Here is a 16,610-nt window from a genome sequence, read left to right as displayed (position 1 = left end):
CGCTACAGGCGGGGTCTGACAGCCGGGAGCCCGGTTCGGTGACGCGGTGGTCCCTCAGTGATGAGGGGAGCGCATCACGTTCTCCAGCGGGGCCGGACCGGACCGTGCGGTGGGCGCCGCGAGGGCACGGAAGCGGTCCCACTGCACCGGGGGCCGGGCGAGGCCGCGGCGCTCCAGATACCGGTCGGTGGCGCGCTGGGTGCCGCGCAGGACCCGTATCGCATCCGTCGGCCGTCCCGAGCCCATGGGCTCCAGGAGCTTCTCGGGAAGCAGCAGCCAGCCGTCCCCGGTCCGGGTCAGCGTCCCCCGGACGAGTGCGTTGCGCATGGCGTTGATCCGTTCGTCGTGCCGGTGCACCAGCAGCGAGGCGGGGCCCGGTGTCACGGCGCCGTCGTCCGGCGGGCGCACCGCGAAGCCGTCGGCCGTCGGCACCGGGCGGGTCCGGGCCAGGACGGGGGCCCCGGACGCGTCCCGGGCGGCGAGGACGGCGGTGTCGTAGCACGCCAACCGGTCCGCTCCGAGCGGCTGCGGTGCGGGAGCGGCGGGTGCCTCCGGGAGGGGTGGCCGCGCGGTGGACCGTACGGTCAGCTGCTCCGGGGTGACCGTGATGACGAGCCGCAGGTAGTACCAGTCCATCAGCCGCCGCATGGGCCGGGAGAGGTACGCGCGGCTGTGCGGCTGCCGTTCGAACAGCATTCGCCAGTAGTCCTCCAGGTCCTGCGGGCCCGTCCTGATGTCGTCGGGGCACTCGGCGCGGCCGCCGACGAAGAGGTGCGGGGGGTCGGTGAGTCCGCTGCCGGTGGGGTCGGAGAAGAGGAGGGCGACCCGGCCGTCGCGGCGGATGTTCAGCGCCTTCTGCGCGAACGCGAGGGACGTGGTCAGCACCAGTGTCCCGTTCTCGCGCCGCCGCACCGCCGTCGGCCAGGCCAGCGGTGTCCCGTCCCGGCCCAGCGTGACGAACTCGCAGGTCCGGTAGGCGTCGAGGACGTCGAGCGGGGCGGAGTCGAGCACGGTCATCGGCCCGCCTCCCCGGCCAGCGGGGCGCGCAGGGCGTGGCAGGCGGTGGCGTACCGACGCCGGCCCACCAGCTTCCAGGCCAGGCGTCCGAGCAGCGGGGCCTTGCCGAGGAAGTAGGCCCGCTCGTCCTCGGTGGCGTCCTCCAGGATCGCTCCGATGGCGAACATGACCTTGTCCTTGGGGAGCTGCTCCAGTCCGCGACGGCCGACCAGGTCCCACTCCTCGACCGTCAGGTGCTCGGCGACCAGCGGGAGGACCAGGCGTTCCTCGTCGTCGAGGTGATCGAGGAGTGCGAGACGGTGCTCCTCCAGGGCCAGGGCGAGTTCCTGCCCGGCGACGCTGTCGGCCGACCGCCGCCACTGCGGCGCCCACTGCGCCACGGCCGCCAGAGTGCGGTCGATGCGTCCGTGCTGCTCCTCCATGCGCGCGACCAGCGCCTCGTCCTCGGCGGCGGCGCTCCGGGCACGCAGCAGCGGCCAGATCAACTCGTCCTCAAGGCTGTGGTGATGGTGCAGCCCCGACACGTAGTCGTCGAGATACGCCGCGACCCGCGCGGCCCGTTCCGATGCGCCGTCCGGTACGGCCCGGACCATCCGGGGCAGCAGCGCCGACTCACGGCGGAAGACGCGGTGGACCACGACCATCTCGTGGGTGTAGGGGCGTTGGGAGGTGGGGAGTCCGGACGGTGTGATGCTGCGGGGCACGCTGTGTCCTTCGAAGGTCGGGGTGCGGACGACGGTCGCCCACGCTGTCGTCGTCCGCTTGGTGATGACTTGGCGTCCCGCTTGGCGTTCTCTTGCAGCCGCCCTGAGAGCGTTCTGAGCTGTGCGTTTACCGCTCGTTGAACGGATTTGCGCAGCGCTCGGATAGATTCCGGTGGCGTGCTGCGTATCAGAGTGCTGGGACCGTCGGGTGCCGAGATCGCGGGTGAGCCGGTGGTACTGGGCACCCCGCGGCAGCGTGCCGTGCTCGCGCTGCTGGTCGCGGCCCGCGGCGCGGTGGTCTCGGTGGACCGGATGGCGGACGAGTTGTGGCGCGGGGCGCCTCCGGCCAAGGCGACCGTGTCCCTCCAGGCGTATGTGTCGAACCTGCGGCGGCTGCTCGAACCGGAGCGCCCTCCGCGCGCCCCCGCGGCGGTCCTGGTCTCCTCACCGCCTGGGTACGCGTTGCGGCTGCCCGAGGACGCGGTGGACGCCTGGCGTTTCGGGGCCCGGGTCGACCGTGCCCGGCGCGTACCGGCCGAGCAGGCCCGGGAGTTGCTGGCGGAGGCGCTGGGGTGGTGGCACGGGCCCGCCTTCCAGGAGCACGCGGACGAGCCCTGGGCGGCACCCGAGGTGGCCCGCCTGAACGCGCTGTGCGCCGAGGCCCGCGAACTCGCCGTGACCGCCGACCTGTCGACGGGGCACGCCGCCGAGGCCACCCTGGCCGCCGAGACCATGGTCCGGGAGACGCCCCTGCGGGAGGAGGGCTGGCGGCTGCTGGCCCTCGCCCACTGGGCCACCGGCCGCCGCAGCGACGCCCTCACCGCGCTGCGCCGGGCCCGGCGCACACTGCGTGACGAACTCGGCTGCGACCCGTCTCCGGCATTGACCGAGTTGGAGCAGGCGATCCTGGCCCAGCGGGTGGAGGTGTTGCGGGCGGCGGTGCCGGAGCGGGTCCTTGCCGGAGCGGAACGGAATCTCGATGAAGGTGAGTTGCCCTCCGCTGTATCCGAACCGGTCCGTAAGTCTGCCGAGTCGACCCGAGCACCATCACAACGACCTCCCACCGACAACCTCTTCGTGGGCCGCACCGACGAACTCCGTGCCCTCGACTCAGCCGCCCGAGCCGCTCGTCGGGGCGGTGGGCTCGTGCTGGTCACCGGGGAGGCCGGGGCCGGCAAGACCGCTCTGTTCGGGCAGCTTGCCGGGCGGTTGCGGGAAGAGGGGTGGACCGTGGTCGTCGGGCGGTGCCCGGAGCACGAGGGGGCCCCGCCCGCCTGGGCCTGGGTGGAGGCGCTCGGCGCGCTCGCCCGGCTCGTGCCTCCCGCGCGCCCCGAGGAGGTGGCCGCCCTGCTGCACGAACCGGACGGCACGGCCGCCACCACTCGCGACGAGGCGACCGCGGGACGCTTCCGGCTGCACCGGGCCTTCTCCGCGTGGCTGCGCGAGGCGGCCGCCGACGGGCCCGTCGCCGTGCTCCTGGAGGACCTGCACCGGGCCGACGGGCAGACCCTCGCCCTGCTGGAAGCCGCGGCCGCGGTCACCGGCGTGCCCCTGCTGACCGTCGCCGGGTACCGCCCGGCCGAGGTCGGCGAACCGCTGGCCAAGACCCTCGCCCACCTCGCTCCCCGGCTGCCGCACCGGATCACGCTGGCCGGGCTGTCGCCGCGGGACGTGGCCACGGTGGTGGACGCCGTCTGCGGTGAGCACATCGACGAGGCCACGGTGGCGACACTCGCCGAACGCACCGGCGGCAACCCGTTCTACGTCCGGGAGAGCGCGCGGCTGCTGGCCGACGAGGGCGCCCTGGTGGCCGTTTCGGAGGTCCCCCAGGGCGTCAGGGACGTGCTGCGCAGGCGTCTCGCCCTGCTGTCCGCCGACGCGCGGGCGGCCGTACAGCTCGCGGCGGTGGCCGGGCCGGAGTCCGACGTGGCGCTGCTGGCGGACGCGGCGGAGGCGGACGAGGAGACCGTGCTGGCCGGGCTGGACGCCGCCGTGGCCGCGGATCTGCTGACCGATCCCGGGCCGGGACGGGTCCGTTTCGTGCACGCGCTGGTGCGCGACACCGTCTACACCGACCTGTCGGGGATCCGCCGGGCCCGGCTGCACGACCGCATCGCGCGGCGACTGCGCACGCACCGCCCCGACGACCTGGCCGCGCTGGCCCACCACTTCGCCCGCTCGGGCCGGACCGAGAACGCCCCGCTGGCCGTCGACTACGCGCTGCGGGCGGCGGAGCTGGCCGAGCGGCGGTACGCCCACGACGTGGCCGTGGAGCTCGTGCGGCAGGCGCTGGACGCGCACACCGCGGCCACCGCCGACCCCGAGGCCCGCCCGGACGGCACGGTCGCGCTGCTGGTGCGGCTGCTGGGCGCGCAGATGCGGGCCGGTGCCACGGGGGCCGCCCGGCGCACCCGGCGGCAGGCGGTGGACCTGGCCGTGCGGGCCGGCCGGGACGACCTGGCCGCGGCGGTCTACGGCGCCTGGGCCGAGCCCTCGCCCTGGCGCAGCCGTCTGGAGGGCTTCCTGGACCGGCCCTCGCTGGCCCACCTGGAGCGGCTCGCCGGCGACCGCACGCTGGACGGTCCGACACGCGCGCGTGTGCTCCAGGTTCTGGCGGACGCGGTGGCGGGCGAGGACGCGCGGCGGGCCCGGGACGCGGCCGCCGCCCAGCTGGAGTTGGCGCGGGCGGACGGTGAACCGCGTCTGCTGGCCTCGGCGTTGATGACCTCCGCCCGGCTGCTGCCGCACGAGGCGCAGGGCACCGCCCGCACCCCGCTCGTGGCCGAACTCCGCGTTCTCGCCCGGGACCACGACCTGCCCGCGCACCGCTGGGTGTGCGAGCACCTGGACACCCTGACCGCGGCGACCCGCAACGATCCCGACGCGGTGCGCGGCCACACCGCCGCGGGCCTGGAGCTGGCGCACCGCTACCGGATGCGGTGGGCGCAGGGAATCAACACCGTCACCTCGGCCATGCTGGCGGCGATCGCCGGGCGCTTCGAGGAGGCGGAGGCCCGCTACACCGAGGCGGACGGGCTGTTCCAGCGGGTCGGGGCGCACCACGCCACGGCCCCGCGCACGCTGGGCCTGTGGAGCATCCGGTTCACCCAGCGCCGGGAGGCCGAGATCGAGCAGGACGTCCGCGAGGTGTACGCGGCCGTCGGCACCCCGGTCGCGGTGGCGCACGCTCTCGTCCTGGCCCGGCTGGGGCGCCTGGACGAGGCCGCGGCCGTGCCCTTCCCCGCCCGGCCGGTGACCGACCATCTGTACGGCATGGAGCTGGACTACCGCAGCGAACTCGCGGTGCTGCTGGACGACCGGGACGCGGCACACGCGCTGATCGAGGCGCTGCTGCCGTTGCAGGAGCAGTTCGCCGGCACGGCGGGCGGGGCCTACGCCACGCGGCCGCTCGCGCACGCCCTGGCGGACCTGTACCGGCTCGTCGGTGAGCGGCGGCTCGCGGCCGGCGCCTACGCGCTGGCCGAGCGGGTCGCCCGGGTCTGGGGCTCGCCCCACCATGTGGCCGCCGCGCGCCGGGCCGCCGTACGGCTCGACGGAAGCTGAACGTCACGATCCGGTCTCGGGGTCTTGCCAACCTGTCGTGTAATCGATTCCAATCCTTCGTACACGGAGTCGTGTAATCGATTCCACGCATGATCCACAAGGAGGTGGGGCGGCGATGGCGAGCATCAAGGACGTCGCTGCCGAGGCGGGGGTCTCCGTCGCCACGGTGTCGCGGGTCCTGAACGACCATCCGTCGGTCAGCGCGGACGCACGCACGCGTGTGCTGGCCGCCGTCGAGGCGCTGGGCTACCGCCCGAACGCCGTCGCCCGCTCCCTGCGCACCGACCAGACCCACACCCTCGGGCTGGTCATCAGCGATGTGATGAACCCCTACTTCACCGAGTTGGCCCGGTCCGTCGAGGAGGAGGCCCGCGCGCTGGGGTACAGCGTGATCATCGGGAACGCCGACGAGCGGCCGGAACTTCAGGACCATCACGTCCGCACCCTGCTGGACCGGCGGATCGACGGCCTCCTCGTCTCCCCCACCGACGGCGGCTCCCCGCTGATGCTGGACGCCGTGCGCGCGGGGACGCCGATGGTGTTCGTGGACCGGTGGATCCCGGGCGTGGCCGTGCCGGTCGTCAGGGCCGACGGACGGGCCGCAGTGCGCGATCTCGTCGCCCATCTGCACGGCCTCGGGCACCGCAGGCTCGCCATCATCGCGGGCCCGGCGGCGACCACCACGGGTCAGGAACGTGTCGCGTCCTTCCGGGAGGCCCTGGAGGCGTACGGCCTCGATCTGCCCGACGCCTACATAGGGCAGGGCGACTTCCAGGCCGAGAGCGGGCGGCGGGTCACCGAGGGCTTCCTCGACCTGCCCGAGCCGCCCGAGGTCGTCTTCGCGGCCGACAACCTGATGGCGCTCGGCGCCCTGGACGCCGTACGCGCGCGTGGGCTGCGCGTGCCGCAGGACCTCGCCCTGGCCGCGTTCGACGACATCCCGTGGTTCGTGCACACCGATCCGCCGATCACCGCGATCGCCCAGCCCACGGGTGAGCTGGGGCGGGCCGCCGTGCGCGCGCTCGTCGACCGCATCGAGGGACGGCCGCCGGAGTCGGTCACCCTCCCCGCCCGTCTCGTCGTCCGCCGCTCGTGCGGCGAGGACCCCAACCCTGTGCAAAGGAGCACGTCGTGAGCAACGAGGACGAGTTGCTGCGCATCGAGGGCATACGCAAGACCTTCCCCGGTGTGGTCGCGCTCGACGGTGTCGACTTCGATCTGCGCCGGGGCGAGGTGCACGTCCTCCTCGGTGAGAACGGCGCCGGCAAGAGCACGCTGATCAAGATGCTGTCGGGCGCCTACCACCCCGACGAGGGCCGGGTCCTGGTGGACGGCCGGGAGGTGCACATCCGCGGGGCGCAGGACGCCGAGCGGCTGGGCATCGCCACCATCTACCAGGAGTTCAACCTGGTACCGGATCTGACCGTCGCCGAGAACATCTTCCTGGGCCGGCAGCCGCGCCGGTTCGGGATGATCGACCGGAAGACGATGGAGGCCGACGCCGAGGTGCTCCTGAAGCGGGTCGGCGTAAACGTCTCGCCCCGCGCGCGGGTGCGTGAGCTCGGGATCGCCCGGCTCCAGATGGTCGAGATCGCCAAGGCACTGAGCCTGGACGCCCGGGTGCTGATCATGGACGAGCCGACCGCCGTGCTCACCTCCGAGGAGGTCGACAAGCTCTTCGCGATCGTGCGCAGGCTGCGCGAGGACGGCGTCGGGATCGTCTTCATCACCCACCATCTGGAGGAGATCGCCGCCCTGGGCGACCGGGTCACGGTCATCCGGGACGGCAAGTCCGTCGGCCAGGTGCCCGCCGCCACGCCCGAGGACGAGCTCGTACGCCTGATGGTGGGGCGGTCGATCGAGCAGCAGTACCCGAGGGAGCGCGGCGACACCGGAGCGGCCCTGCTGAAGGTCGAGGGGCTCACCCGGGACTGCGTCTTCCACGACATCAGCTTCGAGGTGCACGCCGGTGAGGTGGTCGGCATCGCCGGCCTGGTCGGAGCCGGCCGTACCGAGGTGGTGCGGGCCGTGTTCGGCGCGGACCCGTACGACAAGGGAGCCGTGCATGTCGCCGGGACCGCCCTCAAGGGACACGACGTGGGCGCCGCGATGGCGGCCGGGATCGGGCTGATCCCCGAGGACCGCAAGGGCCAGGGCCTGGTGCTCGACCAGTCGGTCGAGGAGAACCTGGGGCTGGTGACCATGCGGTCCGCCACGCGCGCGGGGCTCGTCGACCTCAAGGGGCAGCGGGAGGCCGCCGCGCGGATCGCCGAGCAGCTCGGGGTCCGGATGGCGGGCCTGCACCAGCAGGTGCGGACGCTCTCCGGCGGCAACCAGCAGAAGGTCGTCATCGGCAAGTGGCTGCTCGCCGACACCAAGGTGCTGATCCTCGACGAGCCCACGCGCGGGATCGACGTCGGCGCCAAGGTCGAGATCTACCAGCTCGTCAACGAGCTGACGTCTCAAGGGGCCGCCGTCCTCATGATCTCCAGCGATCTGCCCGAGGTGCTCGGCATGAGCGACCGGGTGCTGGTGATGGCCCAGGGCCGGATCGCCGGCGAACTCGACGCCGACGAGGCCACGCAGGACTCCGTGATGGCACTCGCCGTCAGCACGAACACCGTCAAGACCGAGAAGGAGGCCCCCGGTGGCCACTGACACGCTCACGAGCGGGGCGAGCGCGGGTGGCCTGCGCCGTCTCCTGCTCGACAACGGCGCGCTCACCGCGCTGATCGTCCTCATCATCGCCATGTCGGCGCTGTCCGGCGACTTCCTGACCACCGACAACCTGCTCAACGTCGGCGTCCAGGCGGCCGTGACCGCCATCCTCGCCTTCGGTGTGACCTTCGTGATCGTCTCGGCGGGCATCGACCTGTCGGTCGGCTCGGTGGCGGCCCTGTCGGCGACCGTCCTCGCCTGGAGCGCGACCTCGCACGGGGTGCCGGTCTTCATAGCCGTCGTCCTCGCGGTCGTGACCGGCATCGCGGCCGGACTCGTCAACGGCTTCCTGATCGCGTACGGCAAACTCCCGCCGTTCATCGCCACGCTGGCCATGCTCTCCGTCGCGCGCGGTCTGTCGCTGGTGATCTCCGAGGGCTCCCCGATCGCCTTCCCCGACTCCGTCTCCCACCTCGGTGACACGCTCGGCGGCTGGCTGCCGGTGCCCGTCCTCGTCATGGTCGTCATGGGGCTCCTCGCGGCCTTCGTGCTGGGACGGACGTACATCGGCCGCTCCATGTACGCGATCGGCGGCAACGAGGAGGCGGCCCGCCTCTCCGGTCTCCGCGTGAAGAAGCAGAAGCTCGCCATTTACGCCCTCTCCGGTGTCTTCGCCGCCGTCGCGGGTGTCGTGCTCGCCGCGCGGCTGTCCTCGGCGCAGCCGCAGGCCGCCGACGGCTACGAGCTGGACGCGATCGCCGCGGTCGTCATCGGCGGTGCCTCCCTCGCGGGCGGCACCGGCAAGGCGTCCGGGACGCTGATCGGCGCGCTGATCCTGGCGGTGCTGCGCAACGGCCTCAACCTGCTGAACGTGTCCGCGTTCTGGCAGCAGGTCGTCATCGGTGTCGTCATCGCGCTCGCGGTCCTCCTGGACACCCTGCGCCGCAAGGCCGGGGCAACCCCGGTGGCCGGTGCCCCGCAGGGCGGCAAGGGGCGCCAGGCGGCGACGTACGGTCTCGCGGCCGTGGTCACCGTCGCGGTCGTCGGCGCGACCTCCTTCCTGCACAACGACTCGTCCTCGACGGCCAACCCGAAGGTCGGCCTGTCGCTCTCCACCCTCAACAACCCCTTCTTCGTGCAGATCCGGTCGGGCGCCCAGGCCGAGGCGAAGAAGCTGGGCGTGGACCTGACCGTCACGGACGCCCAGAACGACGCCTCCCAGCAGGCCAACCAGCTCCAGAACTTCACCAGTTCGAGCCTCGGCGCGATCATCGTCAACCCGGTCGACTCGGACGCGGCGAGCAACTCGGTGAAGGCCGCCGACCAGGCGAAGATCCCGGTCATCGCGGTGGACCGCGGTGTCAACAAGGCCTCGGTGGACGCGCTGGTCGCCTCCGACAACGTCGCCGGCGGTGAACTCGCCGCCAAGACCATCGGCGAGAAGCTCGGCGGCAAGGGCAAGATCGTGATCCTCCAGGGCCAGGCGGGCACCTCGGCGGCCCGTGAGCGCGCCGAGGGCTTCGCCAACGGCCTCAAGGCCTACCCGGGCATCCAGGTCGTCGCCCAGCAGCCCGCCGACTTCGACCGCACCAAGGGCCTCGACGTGATGTCGAACCTGCTCCAGGCCCACCCGGACGTCCAGGGCGTCATCGCCGCCAACGACGAGATGGCGCTCGGCGCGATCAAGGCGCTGGGCTCCAAGGCCGGCACGTCGGTCTCGGTGGTCGGCTTCGACGGCACCCCGGACGGCCTGAACGCGGTGAAGGACGGCACTTTGTACGCGTCCGTGGCACAGCAGCCCTCGCAGCTGGGCAAAATCGCGGTGGACAACGCGCTGAGGGCCCTTCAGGGCAAGAAGGTCGAGGAGACGATCAAGGTGCCGGTGAAGGTGGTCACGAAGGAGAACGTGGCCGGTTTCACGGGCTGACGACGGCGTAAGGGCGGGCGGTCGCTTCGACCGCCCGCCCGGCGTCACTGACTAGGGGAGTCACTCATGTACGACTACGACCTTCTGGTCGTAGGGTCGGCCAACGCCGACCTGGTGATCGGCGTGGAGCGGCGGCCGGGGGCCGGCGAGACGGTGCTCGGCTCGGACCTGGCCGTGCACCCGGGGGGCAAGGGTGCCAACCAGGCGGTCGCGGCGGCCCGGTTGGGCGCGCGTACGGCGTTGCTGGCCCGGGTCGGTGACGACGAACACGGCCGGCTGCTGCTGGACTCGCAGCGGGCGGCCGGGGTCGACACGGTGGGCGTGCTGGTGGGCGGGGCGCCGACGGGGGTCGCGCTGATCACCGTCGACCCGTCCGGGGACAACAGCATCGTCGTCTCACCGGGCGCCAACGGGCGCCTGACACCGGGTGACGTGCGGGCCGCGGTGAGCCTCTTCCACGCCTCGCGGGTGGTGTCGACCCAGCTGGAGATCCCGCTGGAGACGGTCGTGGAGGTCGTACGGAACCTGTCGCCGGACAGCCGGTTCGTGCTGAACCCGTCGCCGCCGCGGCCGTTGCCGACCGAGGTCCTCGCGGCCTGCGATCCGCTGATCGTCAACGAGCACGAGGCGAAGGTGATCCTCGGGGACGCGTGTGTGAGCGACGTGCCGGAGGACTGGGCGCGGCTGCTGCTCGCGAAGGGGCCGAAGTCGGTGGTGGTGACGCTGGGTGCGGAGGGGTCGCTCGTGGCGTCCTCGTCCGGGGGCGTGACCCGGGTGGCGTCGGTGAAGGTGGACGCCGTGGACACGACGGGGGCCGGGGACGCCTTCACGGCGGCGCTGGCGTTCCGGCTCGGGGAGGGTGCCTCCCTGGCGGAGGCGGCCGCGTACGCGTCCCGCGTGGGGGCGGTCGCGGTGACCCGCGAGGGCGCGCAGGACTCCTTCCCCACCGCTGAGGAGGTCGATGCCCTGTGAAGAGGGCCGGAATACTGAACCGTCATCTCTCCGGCGCGCTCGCCGAGTTGGGGCACGGGGACGGGGTGCTGGTGTGTGACGCCGGGATGCCGATCCCCGAGGGGCCGCGCGTGGTCGACCTGGCCTTCCGGGCCGGAGTGCCGTCCTTCGCGGAGGTCCTCGACGGGCTGCTCGCCGAGCTGGTCGTGGAGGGCGCGACGGCGGCGGAGGAGGTGCTGGGCGCGAACCCGGCGGCGGCCGCGCTGCTGCGGGGCGAGTTCCCCGACCTCCACCTGGTCTCCCACGAGAAGCTCAAGGAGCTGTCGGCGGGCGCGCGGCTGGTCGTGCGCACGGGGGAGGCACGGCCGTATGCGAACGTGCTGCTCAGGTGCGGGGTGTTCTTCTAGGGCGGGCCGGTGGCCGGTGTTCACGGCGCGGGGACGACCAGGGGCGGGCTGCGGCACCTCTCCGCGCGGCGCGGCGCCGGCAGGAGGGTCGTGCGCGGTTCGCGGACCTCGGCCGCGCGGTCGGTGAGCAAGCTGGTGCGCAGGCGTGACCGGACGGGTTCGCGTCCGGTCGCCACCGGACGCATGCCGTCGATGTGAATGGCCCGACTCCCTTTCCGTGCGGGGGGAGCTGAAGGGGTGGCACGGCCCGCACAGGTCTGGGTCTCTGCCCCGGAGGTCTGCTCGTCGCAAACCTTGACGCCGTTGCCCGACCAGGCAGTCGGGCAGGTCCCGTAGGACGTCAGCCCTGCCGGAGCCGTCGCGCGGAGAGGCAGGGTTCGGAGAACCAGCGGCACCGGGGACCGGAGTGGGTGCCGCGCAGCGCGTCGGCGGCGGCACCTTCGGCCCGGCAGCGCTGTATCTGTGCCACGGGGCCTGCGCACCCGGCACCGGAAGCGGGACGGGGCCTGGGATCTCAGCGCTCGCTCCGGTGACGACGGCTGCCACCGCGGCGCCGACCGCCGTCGTCGCACGAGGTCTCCGTGCGTCCCGTGGCGTCCCGGACGCTGGATCCGATCCGATCCGTCGCGTTTCCGGGCCGCAGGTGCACACGGCGTGGAGGCAAGAGGCCCCGCAAAGCTCCGCAGAGGTGGGGCCTGGACGGGGTCATCCCCACAGTGATTCATCGAACCGGTTCGATCACGCTAGCACTGAGAACCGGCCAGCAATACCCCCCGGCCCGGATCCCCTCGGCCGCCCGCAGGCGACCGTCCCGGCAGGGTCACCTGTCCGCCGTCCATGGACTCGCGCATCCAGTCCGTCGGCAAACGGGCTTACAGACAGGCAAACCAGACAACGAATCTCGGCACACCAACGTTTCCGGGCCGTTACGAGAATTTCGACAAGAGGCGTTGACACCCGCCCGGGTTGCTCCTACCTTCACTTCACGCGAACCGGTTCGACGATCGGCATCTGGCTGATTTCGCACCCTGAATTACTCGAACCGGTTCGACCCATGTCGGCAAGGGAGCCCCCGTGAACATCGGTGAGATCGCCAAGCGGGCCGGTGTCTCGCGGAGCACCGTGTCGTACGCCCTGAGCGGGAAGCGCCCCGTGTCCGAGGAGACCCGCGACAAGATCCAGCGGGTCATCGACGAGCTGGGCTACCAGCCCAACGCGAGTGCGCGGGCCCTGGCCAACGGCCGGACCAACACCATCGGTCTGGTCTTCCCGCCGGCCGGGAACCACTACACCGGCATGCAGCTGGACTTCATCGGCAGCGTCACCGAGGCCGCCGCGGCCTACGACTACGACGTACTGCTCTCTCCGAGCGGCATGGACAGCGACCGCTCGTTCCAGCGGCTGCTGGGCGAGCGGCGGGTCGACGGCGCGATCCTGATGGAGATCCGGCTGGAGGACGACCGGCTCGACCACCTCACCGCGGTGGATTTCCCCTCGGTCGCCATCGGACGCACGGCCCACCCGGAGGGCGGCTGGTGGGTGGGACTGGATCACACGGCGCTGGCGGCGGCCTGTGTCCATCACCTCGCGGACCTCGGCCACCGCCGAGTCGCCTTCGTCAACCGGCCCGAACAACTCCTGAAGGCCGGCTACGAGTCGGCCCACCGAGGTCTGGACGGCTTCACCAAGGCCGCGGCGGAACGCGGACTCACCGTCCGGACGTACTGCTGCGGCGACGACGCCGCCTCGGGCCTCGCCTGTCTGGAACGCATCCTGCACGACGACCCGGCCACCACGGCCCTCGTCACGCTGAACGAGGCCGCGCTCGGCGGTCTGTACCGCGGCCTGGCCCAGGCCGGTCGTCATGTGCCGCGCGACTTCTCCGTCACCGGAGTGGTGGCCGGCCGGTGGGCGGAGACGGTGACCCCGCAGCTCACCGCCGCGGACGTGCCGGCGGAACAGATGGGCCGCCTCGCCGTCGACCTGTTGGTCAAGCGGCTCGACGACCCCGACGCACCGGCCCGGCACCATCTGCTCGCGCCGCCGATCTCCCTGCGGGCGAGCACCGCACCTGCCGGCACAAGGGCCGCCGACCCCGCTGCGGACTTCGGCGTCCCCACGCATCCCTGACCGCCGCCCGCGCTTTCCCCTCGCCCTCCGCACCCCGTACCGGCCGACTCACCGCCCGGCCTCACCGTCCGGCCCCACCCTCGGGGTCCGGCGAGCCCGGCAACTCCCTGACACCACACCCGTGCCGATCCCAGGGCACACCTGTGCCAAAACCCGTGAGGAAGACACCATGAACCGATCTGCCAGACGGCGTCTCACCGCCGCAGTCCTGACCGTCGTCGCCGTCACCACCGGAGCCACCGCCTGTTCGTCGAGTTCCGGTAGTTCCTCGGCGAAGGGTGCGGACAGCAAGACGTACACGGTCTGGGACCCGTACCCGCAGTTCGCCAAGGGCTCGTCGTGGACGAACCTGCTGGACAAGTGCGGCACCGCGGCGGGCGTGAAGATCAAGCGGACCGGCTTCGACACCAGCGACCTGACGAACAAGGCGCTGCTCGCCGCCCAGCAGGGCAACTCCCCGGACGTCCTCATCGTCGACAACCCGGTCGTCTCGACCCTGGCCGAGGCGGGCGTGCTCACCACGACCGACGACAACAAGCTGGACACCTCGAAGGTCGACCCCAACCTGCTGGCGGCGGGCCAGTCCGGCGGCAAGACCTACGGCACCCCGATCGGCGCCAACACCCTCGCCCTCTACTACAACAAGGCGGTCCTGAAGAAGGCCGGGGTGGACATCTCCTCGGTCAAGGACTGGACGTCACTGACCGCGGCGCTGGCGAAGGTCAAGGGTGCGGGCAAGAAGGGCATCACGTTCTCGGCGATAGGCACCGAGGAGGGCAGCTTCCAGTTCCTGCCCTGGTACTGGGGCTCCGGCGCCCAGCTGACCGCACTCGACTCCGCCCAGGCGGTCTCCGCACTGTCGCTGTGGAAGAACTGGCTGGACAAGGGCTACGCCCCCAACTCGGTGATCAACAACACCCAGACCACCAGCTGGCAGGAGTTCGCGAGCGGCGACTACGCGTTCGCGGAGAACGGCACCTGGCAGCTCGCCAACGCCGACAAGGCCGGCTTCGAGTACGGCGTCATCCCCGTCCCCGCCGCCACGGGAGGCAGCGCGGCCGCCCCGACCGGCGGTGAGTTCGTCACCCTCCCGGTGCAGGACGACACCGGCCGCTACACCACCTCCCAGAAGCTCGTGTCCTGCCTGACCAGCAGCCAGAACCTGCTCGCCACCGACACGACGCTGTCCTACGTGGCCCCCACCAGCGAGGTCCAGGACAAGCAGGTGGCCGCGAACGCCGAGCTGAAGCCGTGGGTCGACGCGGTCAAGGCCGCCAAGGGACGCACCAGCGACGACCTGGGCACCAAGTACCCCAAGATCTCCGAGCAGATGTGGAAGGCCGTCCAGTCCGCGCTCAGCGGGTCCCAGTCGCCGAAGGACGCGCTTACGGCCGCCCAGTCCGCAGTCAAGTGACCAGTGGCAGAGGCTCGTTGATGAACCGCACGACACCAGCGCCGGTTGCGCTGCCGGTCCGCGACGGGAACGGGGCGGCGACCGCCGTCCCGCCCCCGGCCCGCCCCACTTCCCGCCGCCGTCCCCGCTCCCCTCAATGGGCCGCCTGGGCGTTCCTCGCCCCGGTGAGCTTGTACCTCGTCCTGTTCTACGCCTATCCGCTGTACCGCAACCTCGACCTGAGCCTGCGCAACTACACGGTGCGCTCCTTCGTCCGCGGCGACGCCCCGTTCACGGGCCTGGCGAACTACCGCAAGGTCTTCGACGACCCGACCTTCGCCCCGGCCCTGTGGCACACCGTGGTGTTCACCGGCGTGTGCCTGCTCTTCCAGTACGCGATCGGTCTGGCGCTGGCGGTCTTCTTCCACCAGAACTTCCGGCTCTCGGCGACCCTGCGGGCGCTGTTCCTGGTGCCCTGGCTGCTGCCGCTGATCGTGTCCGCGTCGACCTGGTCGTGGATGCTCAACAGCGACTCCGGTGTCGTCAACGCCGTCCTGCACGCGGTCGGTGTCGGCCCGGTGAACTGGCTGACCTCGCCGTCCTGGTCACTGACCTCGGTGATCATCGCGAACATCTGGATCGGGGTCCCGTTCAACCTGGTCGTCCTCTACAGCGGCCTGCAGTCCATCCCGGCCTCGCTGTACGAGGCGGCGGCCCTGGACGGGGCGAACGCCTGGCGGCGCTTTTGGAACATCACCTTCCCGCTGCTGCGCCCGGTCTCCGCGATCACCCTGCTCCTCGGCCTCGTCTACACCCTCAAGGTCTTCGACATCATCTGGATCATGACCAAGGGCGGCCCGGCGGACTCGTCCACCACCTTCGCCACCTGGTCCTACCAGCTCGGCTTCGGCAACCTGCTGCCCGCCTTCGGCCCCGGCGCGGCCGTCGGCAACCTGCTCGTGGTCGCCGCCCTGGTCTTCGGCCTGATCTACCTGAAGGTCCAGCGAAAGCAGGCGCTGTCATGAGCAAAAGCCTGAAGACCGTCGTCGGTCTGCTGCTGACCGCGGTCATGCTCTTCCCGGTCTACTGGATGATCAACGTGTCCTTCACCCGCGACCAGGACATGCGCAAGTCCCCGCCGGACCTGTTCCCCGTCCACGGCACCCTGGCCGGCTACCGGGCGGTCCTGGACCAGCAGCTGCCCTACCTCGGCACCAGCCTCGTCATCGGCCTGGGCACCGTCGTGCTGACCGTGGCGCTGGCCGCCCCGGCCGGCTACGCGCTGGCCAAACTGCGCCCGCGCGGCGGGGGCGTGCTCAGCTTCCTGCTGCTGGTCGCCCAGATGATCCCCGGCATCATCATGGCGATGGGCTTCTACGCCATCTACCTCCAGCTCGGCCTGCTCCAGTCGGTGCCCGGACTGATCGTCGCCGACTCCACCCTGGCCGTGCCCTTCGCGGTGCTCATCTTCACCGCGTTCATGTCCGGCATCCCCGGCGAGCTGATCCAGGCCGCGCAGATGGACGGAGCGCACGCCCTGCGCACCTTCTGGTCCGTCGTCCTGCCGATGAGCCGCAACTCGATCGTGACGGTGTCGCTGTTCGCGTTCCTGTGGTCCTGGTCCGACTTCATCTTCGCCAGCACCCTCGCGGGCGGCGGCGCCCATGAGCCGATCACGCTGGGCATCTACCACTACATCGGCAACAACAACCAGCAGTGGAACGCCATCATGGCCACCGCCGTCGTGGCCTCCCTGCCCGCCACGGTCATCCTCGTCCTCGCCCAGCGCTACGTCGCCGCCGGTGTGACCGCCGGCGCCGTCAAGGACTGACCCGGCCAGCAGACGAACCGCCGTGCGC

The 16,610-nt window shown here is 71.9% G+C and carries 12 protein-coding genes; 10 read left to right on the top strand and 2 right to left on the bottom strand.

Going from position 1 to position 16,610, the window contains the following annotated elements; translation table 11 throughout:
• Positions 1-54 precede the first annotated feature (54 nt).
• Complete coding sequence (locus ACFYZ8_RS01560; RefSeq protein WP_388536522.1) at positions 55-1,017, bottom strand: pyridoxamine 5'-phosphate oxidase family protein; 963 nt, start codon at positions 1,015-1,017, stop codon at positions 55-57.
• On the bottom strand, positions 1,014-1,721 hold the full coding sequence (locus tag ACFYZ8_RS01555; RefSeq protein ID WP_388536521.1) for a hemerythrin domain-containing protein: 708 nt from the start codon (positions 1,719-1,721) through the stop codon (positions 1,014-1,016). Before ACFYZ8_RS01555 ends, ACFYZ8_RS01560 begins: the two co-directional genes overlap by 4 nt.
• A 177-nt stretch (positions 1,722-1,898) precedes the next feature.
• Here ACFYZ8_RS01555 and ACFYZ8_RS01550 point away from each other — a divergent pair, with 177 nt between their 5' ends.
• From ACFYZ8_RS01550 to ACFYZ8_RS01505, 10 genes are all read left to right on the top strand, one after another.
• On the top strand, positions 1,899-5,285 hold the full coding sequence (locus tag ACFYZ8_RS01550) for a BTAD domain-containing putative transcriptional regulator (RefSeq protein ID WP_388536520.1): 3,387 nt from the start codon (positions 1,899-1,901) through the stop codon (positions 5,283-5,285).
• Positions 5,286-5,400: 115 nt separating this feature from the next.
• Positions 5,401-6,420, top strand: coding sequence for a LacI family DNA-binding transcriptional regulator (locus ACFYZ8_RS01545; RefSeq protein WP_359031486.1), 1,020 nt, complete (start codon positions 5,401-5,403; stop codon positions 6,418-6,420).
• Complete coding sequence (locus ACFYZ8_RS01540; RefSeq protein ID WP_388536518.1) at positions 6,417-7,943, top strand: sugar ABC transporter ATP-binding protein; 1,527 nt, start codon at positions 6,417-6,419, stop codon at positions 7,941-7,943. Before ACFYZ8_RS01545 ends, ACFYZ8_RS01540 begins: the two co-directional genes overlap by 4 nt.
• Positions 7,933-9,870: a substrate-binding domain-containing protein gene (locus tag ACFYZ8_RS01535; RefSeq protein WP_388536516.1), complete on the top strand. Its 1,938-nt coding sequence runs from the start codon at positions 7,933-7,935 to the stop codon at positions 9,868-9,870. Before ACFYZ8_RS01540 ends, ACFYZ8_RS01535 begins: the two co-directional genes overlap by 11 nt.
• A 66-nt stretch (positions 9,871-9,936) precedes the next feature.
• Positions 9,937-10,842, top strand: coding sequence for a ribokinase (locus ACFYZ8_RS01530; protein WP_388536515.1), 906 nt, complete (start codon positions 9,937-9,939; stop codon positions 10,840-10,842).
• The gene (gene rbsD / locus ACFYZ8_RS01525) at positions 10,839-11,228 is read left to right on the top strand and encodes a D-ribose pyranase (RefSeq protein ID WP_388536513.1); all 390 of its coding nucleotides are present in this window, start codon (positions 10,839-10,841) and stop codon (positions 11,226-11,228) included. Before ACFYZ8_RS01530 ends, rbsD begins: the two co-directional genes overlap by 4 nt.
• Positions 11,229-12,302: 1,074 nt before the next feature.
• Positions 12,303-13,358 carry a LacI family DNA-binding transcriptional regulator gene (locus ACFYZ8_RS01520; protein ID WP_359031481.1) on the top strand — a complete coding sequence of 352 codons (1,056 nt, stop codon included), beginning with the start codon at positions 12,303-12,305 and terminating at the stop codon, positions 13,356-13,358.
• Positions 13,359-13,527: 169 nt separating this feature from the next.
• Positions 13,528-14,772: an extracellular solute-binding protein gene (locus tag ACFYZ8_RS01515; protein WP_388536511.1), complete on the top strand. Its 1,245-nt coding sequence runs from the start codon at positions 13,528-13,530 to the stop codon at positions 14,770-14,772.
• A 20-nt stretch (positions 14,773-14,792) separates the two neighbouring features.
• Entirely contained in the window at positions 14,793-15,776 is a 984-nt protein-coding gene (locus ACFYZ8_RS01510; protein ID WP_388536509.1) for a carbohydrate ABC transporter permease, read from the top strand.
• Entirely contained in the window at positions 15,773-16,582 is an 810-nt protein-coding gene (locus ACFYZ8_RS01505) for a carbohydrate ABC transporter permease (protein WP_388536508.1), read from the top strand. The genes ACFYZ8_RS01510 and ACFYZ8_RS01505 overlap by 4 nt, the downstream gene beginning before the upstream one ends.
• The last annotated feature ends 28 nt before the right edge of the window (positions 16,583-16,610 follow it).

The organism is Streptomyces sp. NPDC001668 (assembly GCF_042893155.1).
In the GTDB taxonomy this organism is placed as follows: domain Bacteria; phylum Actinomycetota; class Actinomycetes; order Streptomycetales; family Streptomycetaceae; genus Streptomyces.
This window is presented reverse-complemented; position numbering and strand designations above follow the sequence as displayed.

What these genes read in the sequence shown, in the direction of transcription:
- ACFYZ8_RS01560 (WP_388536522.1), bottom strand. Translation starts at nt 1,017, where the DNA reads ATGACCGTGCTCGACTCCGCCCCGCTCGACGTCCTCGACGCCTACCGG.
- ACFYZ8_RS01545 (WP_359031486.1), top strand. Translation starts at nt 5,401, where the DNA reads ATGGCGAGCATCAAGGACGTCGCTGCCGAGGCGGGGGTCTCCGTCGCC.
- ACFYZ8_RS01530 (WP_388536515.1), top strand. Translation starts at nt 9,937, where the DNA reads ATGTACGACTACGACCTTCTGGTCGTAGGGTCGGCCAACGCCGACCTG.
- ACFYZ8_RS01515 (WP_388536511.1), top strand. Translation starts at nt 13,528, where the DNA reads ATGAACCGATCTGCCAGACGGCGTCTCACCGCCGCAGTCCTGACCGTC.
- ACFYZ8_RS01510 (WP_388536509.1), top strand. Translation starts at nt 14,793, where the DNA reads ATGAACCGCACGACACCAGCGCCGGTTGCGCTGCCGGTCCGCGACGGG.
- ACFYZ8_RS01505 (WP_388536508.1), top strand. Translation starts at nt 15,773, where the DNA reads ATGAGCAAAAGCCTGAAGACCGTCGTCGGTCTGCTGCTGACCGCGGTC.